This is a genomic window from Actinocrispum wychmicini (genome assembly GCF_004345645.1).
GTDB classification, from domain to species: Bacteria; Actinomycetota; Actinomycetes; order Mycobacteriales; family Pseudonocardiaceae; genus Kibdelosporangium; species Kibdelosporangium wychmicini.
Genome location: NZ_SLWS01000001.1, coordinates 854,749 through 871,447, shown reverse-complemented (window position 1 = coordinate 871,447; position 16,699 = coordinate 854,749). Strand labels below are relative to the sequence as shown.

Here is a 16,699-nt window from a genome sequence, read left to right as displayed (position 1 = left end):
CGGGAGCCGGGAGCCGGGAGCCGGGAGCCGGGAGCCGGGAGCCGGGAGCCGGGAGCCGGGAGCCGGGAGCCGGGAGCCGGGAGCCGGGAGCCGGGAGCCGGGAAAGGCAATCACAAAGCCCCAACCAAGCCAAGCCCTAGTGCCGTAGGCGAGAGCCGAGAGTGCCTAACCAAGAACCCCAAGAACCAAAGCGCCAAAAACAAACACCGAACTCTTTGAGCGCGAAGCGCAAGCGAAAAGCGAGGCGCCAAAGGCGCACCTGGGGGGTTTGGGGGGCTGGGCCCCCCAAAATAATCCACCGCGACCCGGCGAAGCGAGCAAAGCGAGCGAGCAGGGTAGCCCAGAGCGGTGGCCAGGGGCGGGGTCGAACCGCCGACCTTCCGCTTTTCAGGCGGACGCTCGTACCAACTGAGCTACCTGGCCAGGGTGTCAAGCCTGTGACTTGATGGTGCGACCCAGACGGGACTCGAACCCGCGACCTTCGCCGTGACAGGGCGACGCGCTAACCAACTGCGCCACTGGGCCTTGCTGTTGCTGCTTTCTAGCCTACCGCGTGCTCCCAACGGGATTCGAACCCGTGCTGCCGCCTTGAAAGGGCGGAGTCCTAGGCCGCTAGACGATGGGAGCGCCTAAGTCCCGTTCGGCTTTCCGCCGGGAGCACGAGAAGCATAGGGCACGACCCCATGGTCGTACAAAACGGGTTATTGAAACCGCCGCCACCTGCGCAAACTTGGCTTCAGGCGGTCGGTTGGCGGCCCCATGGGCACTTCGTCGGGCCCATGGGGGCCGTCGTGGTGCTGGTCACAGATTCGCCGGGGTCCCCAGTTGGTCGGGGGCTACCGGCCGACCGGCGGCACTCCGTCGTCGCCCGGCACGAGGCCGAGCATGTCGAGGAGCAGACGGCAGTCTTCGGCGTCCAGCGCGCCGCGGGCGACCGCGAGGCGTGCCTTCTGGACCTGGTCGTCCGTGACTCGCGAGGTGTCGCCGCTGCGCTGGGCGGGAACTCCCGCGTAGCCGGTGCCACCTACTGTGTCCTGCTGCATCAAGAAGTTTCGCACTTCGAGGGACCCGCTCATGACGCCTCCCCGGCTCGGCTGTGGCCGTGAGGTTATGGGAGGAAAAGCCCTGCCCACAGCCCCCCGCAGAGTGAACCGAACACAACCGAGGGTAGTTGCGCCGGTACGTTTGGCGTCCGCCTGACCGGGTAGAGGCCGGCTATGCGCACCCGACCATGGTCTGGGTAGAGGCCATTCGGGTGAGCGTGATGGACAGTATTGTTTACACCAGGCCGGAAAATACCCCTACCCCCTAGGGGTACCTGCGCGGTGCCGGCCACTCCCGAAGGAACTGCGTCGGCGGAGAAACCGCGCCACCGGCGACAGCCGTCGAACACTTTTGCTGTATACAGCCGAAACAATGAGCTGGACCGGTTCACCACGACCACGAACAACAAGTGAACAGTTCGCAGGAATTTTTGGGCGCGCACATGTGGCCACAGCCAGGTGAGCGTGCAACAATCTAGGAGCTGACACACCCCCGGTCAGCGCCTGTGGAGATCCCCTCCGGCCCCCGCGTTCCTCCCCCTGGCGCGGGGGCCTCTCCTTGGGGCTGCTCGGCTCGCTTCGCTCGCCTTCGCAGCCCAGGCCCCCTCAATCATTTTGGGGGGCCGAGCCCCCCAAACCCCCCACGTGCGGCTGGCGCCGCCTCGCTTCTCGCTGTGGGCCGGGCTGAACGCAGGGTGGAACGCCTGTGGTGAACATCTTTGTTCACTGTTGGTTGGCGAAGTCAGCTTATCGGGTTCTCCCTTATGGGGCATCGGTGGGTGGTGCAAGACACTCCGGGTTGCCTTTCCCATTGGCATCGGGGTTCTGGGAACGACACACCAGATACATGTCCAAGTGGTTCCAGACGCGCGGCTGACCTGCGAGGTTGCGTTCGGTCGGTGTGTCACGGGTCACAGGGGCTTGGTTCTCGCGACCGAACCGTTATCTTGTTCCGGTGCATTTGCCTTCACTGGGACGTAGCCGCAACGGCAAGCAGGCCCCTGCCAGGTCGTCACGCTCGCAGGCGCAGGAGCTGGTGCCGGACGTCGAGATGGAGAACTACCTCGCCGCCCTCGCGCCTGAGGCCGACGTCGAGACCACCGCGTCCGGCCGTCGCTTCGGCAACGCCGAGGTCTACCAGCTGCGCCTGTCGCTGATCGCCAACGAGCAGCTTCGTGAGCTGGCCGCGCACCGCCAGACCTCCCCGCACGCCCTGGCCCAGGAGTGGGTCATGGAGCGCCTGTCGTGGGAGGCCCAGCAGTTGCGTTACCCACAGGGCTGAGGGCGCGGACACACCCCGTAAACCACAACAAAGGGCCCTGGGCGGACACCGCCCAGGGCCCTTCGCCGTCAGGTCTCAGATGGGCCGCACGTTCGTGGCCTGCGGGCCCTTGGTGCCCTGGCCGACCTCGAACTCGACGCGCTGGTTCTCCTCGAGCGTGCGAAAGCCTTTGCCCTGGATCTCCGAGTAATGCACGAAGACGTCCGCCTCACCGCTGTCGACCGCGATGAACCCGAAGCCCTTTTCCGAGTTGAACCACTTCACAGTGCCCTGAGCCATTCATCTGCCTCCGTCGCCGGATCAGCTTGGGGTTGCACCGTGCAACCCCGGGCCGTCCCGGGCGTCGCCTGGTCGCCAACTTCAGCGAGAAAGCAGTACGCCCGCGTTTTGTTCCGCGAGCGTGATGGAGCACGAACACAGAAACTTACGGCCTGCGCCAGCGAGCCTATCGCCTGCATACGCCCTGCACTACTGCCCTGAATCGCCCATCGCTGGGCCGTTCGTGTGATCCTCCCGTGTTACGGTGTGTGTCGATCAGTGCGCTGCCTGCCACAATCTTTCGGGCGATGGTCGCGCTGTGAACAAAGCCGTCAAATGTGATGTGAGTCACAGTGACAGTCGGCCAACGTCTTACCTCTTAGCCGCGTCGAAAGTGGTGTGAGGATGGGGATGACGACACGACTGAGGTCCAGGCTCGCCGCGGGAATCGCCGCGACGGCATTACTCGGGCTCGCCGCGTGCAGCAGCGAGAGCAAGACGCCACTGGCGAACGTGCCAGGCCCGCAGGCCACGGTGGGTGTCGAGCACGCCGCCGCCACCCAGGCGCCGGCGACGGTGGCCCTGCAGCCCGGCAACGGCGCCGCCGACGCCAGCCCGAAGGGACCGATCACGGTGTCGGTCACGGACGGCACGATCGGCTCGGTCCAGCTGACCAACCCGGACGGCAAGCCGGTCAAGGGCGACCTGTCCGCGGACAAGCACACTTGGACGGCGGCGGAGGCACTTGGCTACGGCAAGTCGTACACGTGGTCCGGTACCGCGACCGGCGCCAACGGCCAGCAGGTGCCGATCACCGGCGCGTTCGCCACGGTGAAGCCCAAGCGCCAGATCTCCGGCACCCTGAACGTGGGTGACGACCAGACCTACGGCGTCGCCATGCCGATCGCGCTGAAGTTCGACAACAAGGTCATCGACAAGGCGTCGGTGGAGAAGGCGCTGAAGGTCGAGACGTCCGTGCCGACCGAGGGCTCATGGGCCTGGCTGGACGACAAGACCGTGCACTGGCGGCCCAAGGCCTACTGGAAGGCGGACACGAAGGTCACGGTCACCGCGTCCCTGTACGGCACGTCGTTCGGCGGTGACGCGTACGGCAAGACGGACGTGAGCTCCAAGTTCACCATCGGCCGCGAGCAGACCGTCGAGGGCAACACCCAGACCCACCGGCTGGTCATCAAGCGCAACGGCCAGGTGGTCAACGACTTCCCCGCCAGCTACGGCCTGGACTCCGACCCCGGTCGGGTCACCCAGAGCGGCATCCATGTGGCCATGGAGAAGTACGAGATCAAGAAGATGACCAACGAGAAGTACGACTACCGGGACGTCCCGGTGCCGTGGGCCGTCCGGATCTCGAACAACGGCGAGTTCATCCACGGCCTGGCCGCCTCGATTCCCTCACAGGGCAAGCGGAACGTGTCCCACGGCTGCACGAACCTGTCGCCGGCGAACGCGAAGATCTACTACGACAGCGTGCTGCCCGGCGACCCGGTCGAGATCACCGGCACGAACCAGCAGCTCTCCTCGAAGGACGGCGACTACTACGACTGGACCCTCACCTGGGACCAGTGGACCGCCAAGTCAGCCCTCAAGTAGGTCCCCCGTGACGACGCCCACCGCGGGCGTCGTCACGTCAGGGTTCGGGGCCTGATCGCGTTGGCGCGGTCGACCAGTTCGTGCCGCTGTTCCGGGGTGCCGGCCAGCCGGGCCAGGGCCCGGTAGCAGCGTTCCAGGCCGAAGCGGAGGTCACGCTCGGACAGGTCGCAGCCGAGGACCGTGCCGCCGGCCTGGCGGGAGCCGGGTTTGCCGGCCTGGACCCAGCCGTAGGCGGCTTCCAGCACCTCCACTGACAGCCGGGTGCGACGTTCGGCGTCCAGGGCGAGGCGTTCCAGCCGGCGGGCGGCGTCGAAGAGGTCGGGTTCGGCGAGTTTGGCGACCTCGTCCGCACGGGCCTTGATCTTGATCGCCGCGACCTGGGCGGTCACGTAGTGGCTGGAGCTGTCCGGGACCGACTCGAGCACCTCGATGGCGCCGGCGCGGGCGCCTTGGGCGAGGTAGACGCGCACGAGGCCGAAGGCGGCGCTGACGTACGACCGGTCGGTGCGCCAGACCTGCTCGTAGAACCGGGCGGCGGCGAAGTAGTCACGCTGGTACTCGGCGCTGATCGCCAGGGCGATCTTGGGCGCGGCCTCGCCGGGCAACGCGTCGTACACGGCCTCGAAGGACACCCGGGCGTCCCCTGGCCGGCGCATGGCCAGTTCCAGCAGGCCGCGGTGCCACGCCAGCCGCCAGTCGTGCGGGTCGTTCGCCAGCCGCCGGGCGATCTCCAGTTCGCCGGACGCCCGGGAGATGTCGCCGAGCTCGGTGCGGGCCCGCAGCATCCGCAGGCGCACCTCGACCGAGTTCTGCGGCGCGAACGTCAACGCCTCGACCAGTTCGTTGAGGTCGCCGGCGACGGTCGCGGCCAGCACGCCGGCGGCCGGGTCGTCGGTGTCCACCTGCGGCACCGGCAACGCACCGACCACTTCGGACGGATCCGGCGCGGTCAGCGACACCCCGCGTTCGTCGATCTGCACGCCGGTACCGAAAGTTCTCGGCTCCGGACCGAACACAGTGGACACACCGGGTCGCGGCCGGTTGGTGCCGAGCGCCATCACCTCGCGCAGCACGCCGGTGAGCTGCTCGGCCATGTCCTCGGCGGACGGGAAACGGCGGTCCGGGTCGGGGTGCGTGGCGCGCTTCAACACCCGGTAGAACGAGTCGAACAGCTTGAACAGCGGCACATCGTCCGGTCCGGGCAGGGAATGCACGTACCTGCTCGTGTACCCGGTGAACTCGATCGCCAGCACGGCCAGGGTCCGGCCGACCGTGTAGATGTCGGACGCGACCGAGGCGCCGCGTTCGGCCAGCTCAGGCGCGCTGTAGCCGAGTGTGAAGAACAGTGGGCTGTCCCAGTCGTCCTCACGGCGGACCGCGCCGAGGTCGATCAGCTTGAGCGTCTGGTCGGTCTGGATCACGTTGTCCGGCTTGAGGTCGCAGTACAGTAGCCCAACGCTGTGCAGGTAGCCCATGGCCGGCAGGATCTCCAGGCCGTACGCGATGACCTGGCCGATCGGCAGCGGCTCGGCCCGGCCGACCGCGCGGTGGTGCTCCAGCGCGATCTGCCGCAACGACTGGCCGCCGATGTACTCCATCACGATGTAGCCGACGGACGTGCCGGTCCGCGGGTCCGGCGCCTGCACGAAGTTGTAGATCTTGAGGATGTTGGCGTGCTCCACCTCGGCGAGGAACCGCTGTTCGGCCACGGCCGACGCCATCGCGGTCTGGTCGCCGGTGTCGATCAGGCCCTTGAGCACCACCCAGCGGTCCGAGACGTTGTGGTCCTTGGCCAGATAGATCCAGCCGAGCCCGCCGTACGCGAGGCAGCCGAGCACCTCGTACTGGCCGCCGAGCAGGTCGCCCGACTTCAGTCGCGGCCGGAACGAGAACGGCGCGCCGCACTTCGGGCACTCGCCTTCGGCCGCCCCGGGCTGCCCGTCCACGCCCCGGCCGACCGGCCCGCCGCAGCCACCGCAGAACCGTTTGTTCTCCGCCACAACAGGGTCGGTCATCACCGCCGACGTCGGATCCCGGTACGGCACCGGGGGCACCTCGACCAGGCCGGCACCCAACCGGCCACGGGCCGAGGCCCGCGAACCGGTCCGACGCCCGGTGTTGTGCCCTGGCCCGGGGAACGGCACCGAGTCGCTCGACGGCTGTGCCGGCTGCGTGTGCGGCGCTTGTGGTTTCGGCGGCACGATGCTCTGCGTCGGCAGGACGCTGCCGAGCACGCTGGTCGGCTGGTGCACGTCGTCCGGCGGCGGAGGCAGGTCACGCCGCGGCTGCACGGCCGGCATGCCCTGGGTCCAGCCCGGGATCTGGGCCATCGCGACCGGCGAGATGATCTGCGTCTCGTCGGCCGGGTTGGGCCGGACCACCGGGCTGAACTTCGCGGTCTCGTCCGGGGATTTCGGCAGGGGGCGTGGGGGCGCCGGCTGCGAGCCGCTCAGCACGTCCGGATGCTGGAACCAGCCGGTGCGTTGGTCGTCATCGTCCGGTGTGCCGTGCCTGGCCATGGTGCCCCCTCTCAGTCGCGGTACTTCGGGGCCGGTGGCGTCGCCTGCACCCCGGTGCGGCCGCCCACCCACTGGTCGTAGCTCTGCTGCCACGACCCGTCGCCACGAATCTTCTCCAGTACCGCGTTCACGTAGCGAACCATGTCCGTGTTCGCCTTGGGAATCCCGATCCCGTACGGCTCGACGGTCAGCTTCGGGCCGACGATCTTGAGGTTCGGGTCCTGAGCAGCCATACCGGCCAGGATGGGCTCGTCCGTGGACACCGCCGCGACCTGGCCCTGCTGCAGCAGCACCAGACAGTCGGACCAGTTGGGCACCGAGATCGCCACCGGCTTGGCCGGGTTCTTGGCGATCGCGTCGATCGACGTCGACCCGGCGTTCGCGCACACCCGCTTGCCGCCGAGGTCGTCCATGCCCTTGGCCGGCGAGTTCTTGTCCACCAGGACACGCTGGCCGGTGTCGTAGTAGACGGACGAGAACGCGACCTTCTGCTCCCGGTCGCAGTTGATCGTGTACGTCCGGACGACGATGTCCACGTCCCCGCGGACCAGGACGTCCTCCCGGTCCTTGGACGTGATCACCTTGTACTGCACCTTGTTCTCGTCGCCGAACAAGGCCTTGGCGACCTGCCGGGCCATGTCGATGTCGAAGCCCTCCAGGCTGTTGCTCGCCGGGTTACGGAAGCCGAACAGGTACGTGTTCTGGTCCACCCCGGCGATCAGCCGGCCCCGGTCCCTGATCTTGGCCATGGTCGAGTTCGGGGTGACGGCCAGGCCGTTCGGCCGCAGGCTCGCGGTCGGGTCACCGCAGTTGGGCGCCTGCGCGCCGGGCTTCGGCGGCTCGGCCGGCCTGACCTCCTCCGGCTGCGGAGCGTCCACAGTGGTCACATTGGCCAGGTCGACCGGTCGGCCCGGCCCGCCGCAGCCGGCCAGGGCCAGAGTGGCCAGTGCCAGCAGCGCGACTCGTCTCATCACCGGTACTCCCGCAGCCGTTGCCGTATGCCTGTCAGGATGCCGCCCGCCGTGAGCAGTGCCAGCAGCGCCACCCCTGGCACGATGCCGAACAGTGCGTTGCGCGCGGTCGACGTCGACTCGACGAACTTCTCCCGGCCGCGCTGGATCGACGCGGACAGGGTGTCGTCGAGCTTGCCGAACGCCGCCGCGGCGCCCTTGTCGTCGGTGCCGATGGCCAGTTTGACCGCCTGGTCGTACTGTCCGCTGTCGTCGAGCACGCGAATGTTCTTGTGGATGTCCAGCCAGGCCGTGGTGTTCGCGACCGCCTGATCCGACTGGGCCTTGCGCAGCAGATCGGTCAGCTTCGGGGTGAGCGCCTTGAAGTCCGGCTCGTAGCCGGCGCCGTCGCCGTGCGCGACCAAGGTCAACGTCTCGTCCGCGCGGGCCTGCAACGCGATGATCCTGGCCTGCACCAGCGTATCCACCTGACGGGTGCCGTCGTCGCGTGCGTTGTCGACCGCGGTGGCGGACACCCATCCCGCGACGACACCCCAGACCAACCCCAACCCGACCGCGATGCTGGCCACCAGCAGCCCGACGTTGAGCAGCCGGTTGGTCCGGCGGGTCAGGTACATCTGCGTCGCCACCAGGGCGGCCAGCAGTACGACCGTGAGCGCGACCGTCAGCCACGGGAAGTTCGTCGCGCTGTCCTGTTCGGCGGTCAACCGGTCGGTGTCGATGGCATACAGCTCCTGCGCGGCCTTCAGCAACTTGCCGCGCATCAACGTGGACGCCTCACGCAGGTACGCGGCGCCGATGGGCAGGCCGAGCCGGTTGTTGGACCTGGCCGTCTCGACCAGCCCGGTGTACACCGGCAGCTGCTTGTTCAACACAGCCACCTGCGCCGCGCCCGAGTCGTCGGTGACGTCCGAGGCGGCCTTGGCCAGCGCGGCGCCGGCCTGTGCGACGTCCACCTGGTAGCGGTCCCGCAGCTGGGCCGGCTCGGAGCCGCCGGACAGGAACGCGCTCGCGGCCGTGGCGTCCGCGTCCGAAAGGGACCGGTAGATCTGTTGCGCCGCCGCTGACAGCGGCTCTCGGTGATCGGCCAGTCCACTGATCGTGTCCAGCTTCGACTGCCACGCCAGCGACGCGACAATGCCTGTCAGGACGCTCAACACCACGAGCGCGCTCGCGATGATCTCGAGGCGGCCGGGCGCGGTCCGGGCCGACCGGGTGAGCCGCCGCACGACCTCACCCCGCGGCGCGGGCGGCGCGCTGACAGGAGCTCCCATACCCGCAGAGTCAACACCAAGATGGTCCTTACCACTGCGAATATCGCGGGTCGGTAACCGCCCTGTGATCCGGATGACGGACTGTCACCACGTGAAATCCCCCGGCGGTGCACGGCAATCGCCTGATTGCCCGATGGTCGCCGAGACGGGCGTTCTGCTTGGCTGGCTCGTTGGTATTCCGCCGACCCTTGAGGCAGGCCGAGACAATGAGCAAGCTCGAACGGATCGCCACTTTCTGCGGCCAGTGCAACTGCGGCTGCCCGGAGCTGTGGATCGACCCCGACGCCCCGGACGAGCAGCGAGTGGTGATCACCGACGACTTCGGCCAGCGCATCCAGATGAGCCTCGCTCAGCTGCATGACCTGGTCAGCGACGTCAAGGAAGGTGCGCTGGACGCGCTGCTCGCCACCACCCGGAGGTGACCGGCAGCGGCTCAGGTGGTCGGGAGCACCTGAGCCGCGATGTCCGATTCACGCCAGCAAGCGATGGCTTCCCAGACCACCCTGGTGTCAGGCCGAAGATAGTTCGGCTCTCAACTACTGACACGGGGATGAACATGTCGTCTCGTTTTGAATCCAAGGTCATCGTCGTCACCGGGGCGACCTCCGGCATGGGGCAGGCAGTCGCGGAGCGGGTCGCCGCGGAAGGGGCGTCCGTCGTGCTCGCCGGCCGCCGCAAGGACGAAGGTGAACAGGTCGCCGCCGACATCCGCGCCAACGGCGGCCAGGCCCTGTTCGTACCTACCGACGTCACGGTCGAGTCCGACGTCGAGAACCTGGTCCGGACCGCGGTGACCGAGTTCGGCCGCCTGGACGGCGCCTTCAACAACGCCGGCGGGATGAACAGCTTCGGGCCGGTGCAGGACCTCGACGAAGCCGGCTGGCGCGCGGACCTGGACGTCAACCTGTCCAGCGTCTTCTACGGCCTCAAGTACCAGGTGCCCGCCATCGCGGCGGCCGGCGGCGGCGCGATCCTGAACAACGCGTCCAACCTCGGCGTCGTCGGCTTCGAGTCGGTGGCGCCGTACGTAGCGGCCAAGCACGGGGTGGTCGGCATCACCCGAGCCACCGCGCTGGAAACGGCCGCGCAGGGCATCCGGATCAACGCGTTGGTCACCGGCGGCGTCGACACCCCGTTGGCCCGAGCCACCATGCTGGCCACCGACGAGGGCCGGGCCATGGTCGCCGGCCTGCACCCGGTCGGCCGCGTCGCGCAACCCGAGGAGATCGCGGCCTTCGCCGCGTTCCTGCTGAGCGACGAGGCCAGCTTCGTCACCGGAGCCGCGCTGGCCATCGACGGCGGCTTCACCGCCCGCTGACCCGTGGGTTAGATCGAGATCATCGCGGATATCCGGTAGCGGCACCGGAACGAGGAGGTTGGATGACGAAGCCCGTGGTCTGTGTCCTGTCGTTGGGAGGCACCATCACCATGACCGCGGCGGCGGGCGGCGGGGTGACTCCCGCGCTCGGCGCCGACGCCCTGCTGGACGGGCTGGTTTCGGCCGTGCCCGAGATCGAGGTGGACGGCCGCACCCTGAGCCGGGTGGCCGGAGCCGCGCTCACCCCCGCTGACGTGCTCGCCGCGTGGGTGGCCGCGGAGGCGCGCGTGCGACAAGGGGCGCACGGCGTGGTCCTGGTGCAGGGCACGGACACGCTCGACGAGTCCGCGTACCTCCTTGACCTTGTGTGGGGGCTGGACGCGCCGATCGTGCTCACCGGCGCGATGCGGGCCGCGGGCGTGCCTGGCGCGGACGGTCCGGCGAACCTCATCGCGGCGATGCGAACGGCCGCCGACCCGGCCGCGCGGGACCGTGGTGCGCTCGTGGTGATCAACGACGAGATCCACGCCGCCCGCCGAGTCCACAAAGGACATGCTGAGGCGATGCAGGCGTTCGGTTCTAACGAGTTCGGGCTGCTCGGCCGGTTGGTCGAGGGACGACCGGTGTTCGCCAACCAGTTCGGCCGGCACGACCCGATCGACGTCCGGCCGATGACCGGACCGTCGCCGTGGGTGCCGCTGCTGCCCACGTTCCTCGGCGACGACGGCACCGGGCTGCGCGCGATGGTCGACGCGGGTGCCGGCGGGGTCGTCGTCGCCGCCCATGGCGTCGGGCACGTGTCGCCGAACCTCGCCGAGGTGATCGGGGCACTCGCCGGCGACGTGCCCATCGTGATCGTGACCCGCACCGGCGCGGGCACCACACTCCGCCGCACCTACAACTTCCCCGGCTCGGAGTCCGACTTGATCAACCGGGGCGCGATCCCCGCCGGCTGGCTGACCCCCAACCAGGCCCGGCTGCTGTTGTGGCTGCTGCTGGCCACCGGCGCCGACCGCGACCAGATCGTCCGCGCCCTGCACCGGCACGGCGACTGACCAGATCGTTCCGGTTCTCGGCCTGCGCGTGCCTGTCGGGGCGGCCGGCGCACGACCAGACTGGGGGTATGACCAAGGCGCTGATCGTCATTGACGTGCAGGAGTCGTTCCGTCAGCGGCCGGACTGGGCCGAGGTGTCCGCACCGGACATCGTCGAGCGGACCAACCTGCTGGTGGACCACGCGCGGGCGGAGAACGACCTGGTGGTGTGGGTGCTGCACAGCGAAGCGGGCAGCGGCACGGTGTTCGACCCGGCCTCCGGACACGTCCGCCTGCAGGACGGGCTGAAGCAGGAGGACGGCGAGCCGCTGGTGACCAAGACCTCGCACAACGCGTTCACCACGACCAACCTGCAGCAGATCCTCACCGAACGGGGCATCCGCGAGCTGCTGATCAGCGGCATCCGGACCGAACAGTGCTGCGAGACCACCGCCCGCGTCGGATCCGACCTGGGGTTCGACATCACGTTCGTCACCGACGCCACCGCCACCTCGCCAGTGGCGCATTGGAAGACCGGTGTCGTGCTCGGCACGAAGGAGATCATCGAACGCACGGAGTACGCGCTGGCCGGACGGTTCGCCACCATCGCCACCGTCGCCGACCTCACCGGGGTACGCTGACCAGATCGTGAGCAAGGTGGTCTTCCTGCTGGTGCATGGGGTGCACCTGCTCGACCTCGCGGGGCCGGCGCAGGTGTTCTTCAGCGCGACCGAGTTCGGAATCGACTACCGGCTGTCCTACGTGGCCGAACACGACCAGGTGGACAGCGCGCAGGGCGTCTCGCTGCGTACCGACACCGAGCTGCCTGATCTGTCCACTGAGGACTTGGTGCTGGTGCCAGGCTGGAGTGCGCCAACGCTTTCCAGCACCGGAGCCGTCAGCACGGCCGCCCTCGCCTGGTTGCGTGCGCATCACGAGGCCGGTGGCACGGTCGCGAGTGTGTGCGCGGGCGCGGACGTCCTGGGCCGGGCGGGACTCCTCGACGGCCGCAGATGCACCACGCACCACGACGTGCAGGACGAACTGGCGCACCGCTATCCGCGCGCGAAGGTGATCCCCGACGTGCTCTACGTCGTCGACGACCGGGTGGTGACCTCGGCCGGCATCGCCAGCGGCATCGACCTGGCGCTGCACATGGTCGCCACCCGGCACGGACCGACGATCGCCGCCCAGATCGCCCGCACCATGGTCGTGTACACCCGCCGCAACGGCGACGACCGGCAGACCAGTGTCCTGCTCCGCCACCGTTCGCACGTGAACGAAACCGTGCACCGCATCCAGGACATCATCGAGTCGCGCGTGGCCGAACGGCTGTCCCTGGCCGAACTCGCCCGGCTCACCGGCTGCAGCCAGCGGACAGTGACCCGACTGTTCGACCGGGCCACCGGCATGACCCCGTTGCGGTATCAGCAGGCACTGCGCCTGGAACGCGCCGAGCACCTGATCGGCCACGGGGCCACAATGGACACCGCCGCCCGCTCGGTCGGCTTCGAGGACGCCCGGATGTTGCGCCGGCTTCGAGCCGCGGCGGTCCCAGCCGATCACCCCTGAGGTGCGTCGTCAGCGAGGTGCTCCAGTACCTCGAGGAACGTACGGCGCTTTGCTGACGGCACCGAGCTCAGGAACTTGGCCTCCATCTCGCGGATGTCCTTGCGGCAGGCGGTGAACACCGCGCGGCCCTCGTCGGTGAGCGCGACCACCCGGTTGCGCCGGTCCGCCGGATCGGGGGTGCGGCTGAGCAGTCGCCGTGCCTCCAGGCGGTCGAGGATCGGGATGAGCCGGGTCTTGTCCCGACGCACCGCGGTGGCCAGCTCCGACTGGCTCGGCACGGTGGCCGATTCGAGCGCGGCGAGGACGACGTAGTCCCACATCTCGATGCCGTGCGCGCTCAGGATCGGCGTTTCGGCTTCGATCATCGCCCTGGTCAAGCGAGCGAACGACGCTCCAAGGTCGGGCCGCTGTCCCCGCATGGCGCGACCATACACGTTGACTAATCGTCTACTGAGGTAGATAGTTTGCGCATGCAGAACATTAGGGATCTTCACCGCCGCTCCGTCGACGCCATCCGACCGATCGTCGCGCGGGTCCGGCCCGCCGACCTGGACAGCCCAACCCCGTGCGCCGGCTGGGATCTGCGAACCCTGCTGGCGCACATGATCGGCCAGGACCACGGCTTCGCCGCGGCCGTGCTCGCCGACGTGTCAGCGGAGGCGTTCGCGCCTCGCGAGCCGTCCATCGCGGCACACGAGGCGGGCACCGCGGTGGTGGTCGCCGCGTTCGCCACCGCCGACCCCGCCCGCCCGGTGCTCCTCGCGGAATTCGAGGGCCACCGGTTCCCGCTGCGCAACGTGATCGGGTTCCACCTGCTCGACACCCTGGTCCACGGCTGGGACGTGGCCAGCAGCCTCGGCATCCAGGTCGACTACGACGAAGACCTGCTCACCGCCGTACAAACCGAGGCCGAACTGGTCCCCGGCGGCCCAGCCCGGACCGCACCCGACGCCGCGTTCGCCCCGATCCTGCCGATCGCGGCCGACTCGACCGGCTGGGCGCGCACCCTGGCCCTACTCGGCCGCGACCCGCACTGGTCCCGTTAGGCGGAACCCAGCGTCAGCTGACGGAATGTGACACAGGACACATTGCCGGCCTGTCCCCTCGCTGTGGGCCGCTCGTCCCCTTGGTGACCAACCGCCAAGGAGGACGCCATGCACAAGGTCATCGTCGCCCAGTTCGTCACACTCGACGGAGTCGTCGAGGACCCCGACGGCCGCGGCGGCACGCCGTTCGGCGGCTGGGCGTTCCGCTACGGTCCGGGCCCAGTCGCCGGCGACAAGTTCCACCTGGGCGAGATCCTTGAGACCGGGGTGAAACTGCTCGGACGGACCACCTGGGAGCTGTTCGCCAGCTTCTTCCCCACCCGCGATGACGACTTCTCCCGTCGCCTGACTGGCATGCAGAAGCTCGTCGCGTCCCGGTCGCTGGCGAGCGTGGACGCCTGGGCCAACTCCACTTTGCTGCGCGGCGACCTGATCGAGGCCGTGTCGGAACGGCTGCGCCACCAGGACGTACTCGTCACCGGCAGCGGCAGCGTCGTCGACCAGTTGATCGCCTGGGACATGGTCGACGAGTTCCGGCTGATGGTCTTCCCGCTCGTCATCGGCAAAGGCCGAAGGCTCTTCGACGGGACGACCGCGCCGGTCGAACTGGACCTGGTGTCGAGCGAGGACGCGGGCTCCGGAGCCCTGCGGCAGGTCTACCGGCGCAAGTGATCAATCCCCACACTCGAAACGCGACTGGAGCACAGCCATGACCGACCACTCTGACATCGAGGCCGTACGCGACGTGCTGCGTCAGGTGTACGCAGCATGGGCCGACAACGACGTCGATGCCTTCGCCGCGCAGTACGCCGAGGACGTGACCATCGTGACGCCCAGCGTCTTCCACCCCAACCGCGCCGCGCTGCACGCCTTCATGACGGCGGCATTCGCCGGGCCACTGAAGGGCACGCGCCCCGTCGACAAAGAACTCAGCGTCCGGGTCCTCGGTGCCTTCGCGGTCGTCATCACCCGGTCGATCATCATGCGCGCGGACGAGTCGGGCATTCCCGAGGACGCCGACGCTCGCACGGTCACGGCCACGTGGATAGTCGCCCGTACCGACGGCGGCTGGAAGATCGCCGCCTATGCCAACGCTCCTGCGTGAGTTCTGGGCAACAATGTGCCGCACGACGGCGACCTAGGGGGATCGATGCGATACGCACTCCTGATCAACGAGCGGCCCGGGGCCTACGACGGGTTCGACGACGCGCAGCGGGCATCGATCACCGCCGAGTATGTGGCCATCCGGAACCACGAGCAGGTGTTCCACGGCGAGCGTCTGCAACCGGCGGCGACCGCCACCACCCTGCGCGCGACCGGCGACGAGATCCTGCTCACCGACGGCCCGTTCGCCGACACCAAGGAGGTGTTCGGCGGGTTCTTCCTGGTCGAAGCCCCCAACCTGGACGGCGCCCTCGACCTGGCCGCGCGCATCCCCGCTGTCCGGCTCGGCGGGTCGGTCGAGATCCGCCCACTCGCCGAATACTGATTCCGTGCCGGACAGCCTGGCCGAGATCTTCCGCGCCGAGTGGGCGCGGATCGTCGCCGCGCTCGTCCGGTACTGCGGCGACCTGCACATCGCAGAGGACGCCGCCCAAGAAGCGTTCGCGGCCGCAGCGGTCCGCTGGCCGGTCGACGGCACCCCGAACGTTCCACGGGCATGGCTGCTGACCACCGCCCGCAACCGGGCCATCGACAGGCTCCGCCGGGACCGGAACCTGTCCGAGAAACTGCGACTGCTGCAGCAACAAAAAGCATCGGAGGCCGTCGTGGACACGTCCTCGATCCCCGACGAGCGACTGGAGCTGATGTTCCTCTGCTGCCATCCAGCTCTCGCGCCGGAGGCCAGGGTCGGCCTCACCCTGCGTGCGGTGGGCGGCCTCGACACCGCTGAGATCGCCCGAGCCTTCCTCGTCTCGGAGGAGACGATGAAGCGCCGCCTCACCCGGGCCCGCACGAAGATCCGCGACGCGGGCATCCCGTTCGGCGTACCCGACGAACACCTGCTGCCGGCCCGACTCGACACCGTCATCGCGGTGCTCTACCTGATCTTCAACCAGGGCTACGGCGACGGCCGCACAGATCTCGCCGCCGAAGCGATCCGACTCACCAGAGTGCTCGATGGCCTCCTCCCGGAGCGTCCGAGAGTGACCGCATTGCTGGCGTTGATGCTGTTGCACGACTCTCGACGCGCCGCCCGCGTTCGCGACGGACAGATCGTGCCCCTGGCCGACCAGGACCGTTCACTCTGGGACGTCGCCCAGATCGCGGAAGGCCGGGCGCTCCTCGACGGCGCGTTGGCCAGAGGAGCAGACGGCCCCTACGCCCTACAAGCGGCGATCGCCAACCTGCAGACCGAAGACCCGATCGACTGGCCATCAGTCGCGAACCTCTACGACGCCCTGCTGCGCGAAACCCATTCGGCGGTAGTCGCACTCAACCGAGCCGTCGCCATCGCCGAAACCGACGGACCAGCGGCAGCGCTCGCGATCGTCGACGCCCTCGATCTCGGCGACTACCGCTACCTGCACTCAACCCGAGCGGAACTACTGCACCGACTCGGCGACACCGCAGCGGCACGAGAAGCCTACGACCGAGCCCTGAACCTGGCCACCACCAACGCCGAACGCCAGTTCCTCCACCGCCGCCGCACCGAACTCACCCAGTAGGAACAACAAGACGACGCGAAAGCCCCAGGAATCAACCCCGCTGGAAAGCAAGGCGGCCGACCGAATGCGGCTCCGCAGGGGGCCGGGGGCCGCTCGGGGGTC

At 68.7% G+C, this 16,699-nt stretch carries 18 protein-coding genes and 3 tRNA genes; 12 read left to right on the top strand and 9 right to left on the bottom strand.

The window, feature by feature from the left end; genetic code table 11:
* Positions 1–349 precede the first annotated feature (349 nt).
* From EV192_RS04440 to EV192_RS04425, 4 genes are all read right to left on the bottom strand, one after another.
* A tRNA-Phe gene (locus EV192_RS04440) sits at positions 350–423 on the bottom strand.
* A 28-nt stretch (positions 424–451) separates the two neighbouring features.
* Positions 452–525 (bottom strand) — tRNA-Asp (locus EV192_RS04435).
* A 29-nt stretch (positions 526–554) separates the two neighbouring features.
* A tRNA-Glu gene (locus EV192_RS04430) sits at positions 555–627 on the bottom strand.
* Positions 628–836: 209 nt separating this feature from the next.
* Complete coding sequence (locus EV192_RS04425; protein ID WP_132111328.1) at positions 837–1,076, bottom strand: hypothetical protein; 240 nt, start codon at positions 1,074–1,076, stop codon at positions 837–839.
* A 922-nt stretch (positions 1,077–1,998) separates the two neighbouring features.
* On the opposite strand from EV192_RS04425, the gene EV192_RS04420 reads away from it, so the two are divergent.
* Positions 1,999–2,325 (top strand): hypothetical protein, encoded by a 327-nt coding sequence (locus tag EV192_RS04420; protein WP_132111326.1) that lies wholly within the window; start codon positions 1,999–2,001, stop codon positions 2,323–2,325.
* A 75-nt stretch (positions 2,326–2,400) separates the two neighbouring features.
* Here EV192_RS04420 and EV192_RS04415 read toward each other — a convergent pair whose 3' ends face one another.
* On the bottom strand, positions 2,401–2,604 hold the full coding sequence (locus EV192_RS04415; RefSeq protein ID WP_037265614.1) for a cold-shock protein: 204 nt from the start codon (positions 2,602–2,604) through the stop codon (positions 2,401–2,403).
* Positions 2,605–2,994: 390 nt separating this feature from the next.
* Here EV192_RS04415 and EV192_RS04410 point away from each other — a divergent pair, with 390 nt between their 5' ends.
* The gene (locus EV192_RS04410) at positions 2,995–4,194 is read left to right on the top strand and encodes a L,D-transpeptidase (protein WP_132111324.1); all 1,200 of its coding nucleotides are present in this window, start codon (positions 2,995–2,997) and stop codon (positions 4,192–4,194) included.
* A gap of 32 nt (positions 4,195–4,226) precedes the next feature.
* Here EV192_RS04410 and EV192_RS04405 read toward each other — a convergent pair whose 3' ends face one another.
* Genes EV192_RS04405 through EV192_RS04395 form a run of 3 tightly spaced genes read right to left on the bottom strand, consistent with a single transcriptional unit; the run spans position 4,227 to position 8,958 of the window.
* On the bottom strand, positions 4,227–6,713 hold the full coding sequence (locus EV192_RS04405) for a serine/threonine-protein kinase (protein WP_132111322.1): 2,487 nt from the start codon (positions 6,711–6,713) through the stop codon (positions 4,227–4,229).
* Positions 6,714–6,724: 11 nt separating this feature from the next.
* Positions 6,725–7,684, bottom strand: coding sequence for a glutamate ABC transporter substrate-binding protein (locus EV192_RS04400; RefSeq protein ID WP_132111320.1), 960 nt, complete (start codon positions 7,682–7,684; stop codon positions 6,725–6,727).
* Positions 7,684–8,958 carry a hypothetical protein gene (locus tag EV192_RS04395; RefSeq protein ID WP_132111318.1) on the bottom strand — a complete coding sequence of 425 codons (1,275 nt, stop codon included), beginning with the start codon at positions 8,956–8,958 and terminating at the stop codon, positions 7,684–7,686. The genes EV192_RS04400 and EV192_RS04395 overlap by 1 nt, the downstream gene beginning before the upstream one ends.
* 206 nt (positions 8,959–9,164) lie before the next feature.
* Between EV192_RS04395 and EV192_RS04390 the strand changes: the two genes are divergently transcribed.
* The 5 genes from EV192_RS04390 (at position 9,165) to EV192_RS04370 (ending at position 12,882) form a co-directional block, all read left to right on the top strand.
* Positions 9,165–9,380, top strand: a complete 216-nt coding sequence (locus tag EV192_RS04390; RefSeq protein ID WP_132111316.1) for a hypothetical protein — start codon at positions 9,165–9,167, stop codon at positions 9,378–9,380.
* Between the two features lie 134 nt (positions 9,381–9,514).
* Positions 9,515–10,276 (top strand): SDR family NAD(P)-dependent oxidoreductase, encoded by a 762-nt coding sequence (locus EV192_RS04385; protein WP_132111314.1) that lies wholly within the window; start codon positions 9,515–9,517, stop codon positions 10,274–10,276.
* Positions 10,277–10,338: 62 nt separating this feature from the next.
* Positions 10,339–11,331 (top strand): asparaginase, encoded by a 993-nt coding sequence (locus EV192_RS04380; protein WP_243726620.1) that lies wholly within the window; start codon positions 10,339–10,341, stop codon positions 11,329–11,331.
* Between the two features lie 68 nt (positions 11,332–11,399).
* The gene (locus EV192_RS04375) at positions 11,400–11,951 is read left to right on the top strand and encodes a cysteine hydrolase family protein (RefSeq protein WP_132111312.1); all 552 of its coding nucleotides are present in this window, start codon (positions 11,400–11,402) and stop codon (positions 11,949–11,951) included.
* A 7-nt stretch (positions 11,952–11,958) separates the two neighbouring features.
* On the top strand, positions 11,959–12,882 hold the full coding sequence (locus EV192_RS04370) for a GlxA family transcriptional regulator (RefSeq protein ID WP_132111310.1): 924 nt from the start codon (positions 11,959–11,961) through the stop codon (positions 12,880–12,882).
* On the opposite strand, the gene EV192_RS04365 is transcribed toward EV192_RS04370, so the two are convergent.
* A complete protein-coding gene (locus EV192_RS04365; RefSeq protein ID WP_132111308.1) occupies positions 12,873–13,301 on the bottom strand; it encodes a MarR family winged helix-turn-helix transcriptional regulator in 429 nt (142 codons plus the stop codon). The two genes, EV192_RS04370 and EV192_RS04365, sit on opposite strands and share 10 nt — an antisense overlap.
* Positions 13,302–13,352: 51 nt before the next feature.
* On the opposite strand from EV192_RS04365, the gene EV192_RS04360 reads away from it, so the two are divergent.
* The 5 genes from EV192_RS04360 to EV192_RS04340 all read left to right on the top strand — a co-directional run bounded on the left by EV192_RS04360 (position 13,353) and on the right by EV192_RS04340 (position 16,597).
* Positions 13,353–13,928: a TIGR03086 family metal-binding protein gene (locus EV192_RS04360; protein WP_132111306.1), complete on the top strand. Its 576-nt coding sequence runs from the start codon at positions 13,353–13,355 to the stop codon at positions 13,926–13,928.
* A 108-nt stretch (positions 13,929–14,036) separates the two neighbouring features.
* Positions 14,037–14,600, top strand: coding sequence for a dihydrofolate reductase family protein (locus EV192_RS04355; protein WP_132111304.1), 564 nt, complete (start codon positions 14,037–14,039; stop codon positions 14,598–14,600).
* A gap of 37 nt (positions 14,601–14,637) precedes the next feature.
* Entirely contained in the window at positions 14,638–15,033 is a 396-nt protein-coding gene (locus EV192_RS04350; RefSeq protein ID WP_132111302.1) for an SgcJ/EcaC family oxidoreductase, read from the top strand.
* Positions 15,034–15,078: 45 nt separating this feature from the next.
* Positions 15,079–15,417, top strand: a complete 339-nt coding sequence (locus EV192_RS04345) for a YciI family protein (protein ID WP_132111300.1) — start codon at positions 15,079–15,081, stop codon at positions 15,415–15,417.
* A gap of 4 nt (positions 15,418–15,421) precedes the next feature.
* Complete coding sequence (locus EV192_RS04340) at positions 15,422–16,597, top strand: RNA polymerase sigma factor (RefSeq protein WP_132111298.1); 1,176 nt, start codon at positions 15,422–15,424, stop codon at positions 16,595–16,597.
* Positions 16,598–16,699: the final 102 nt, after the last annotated feature.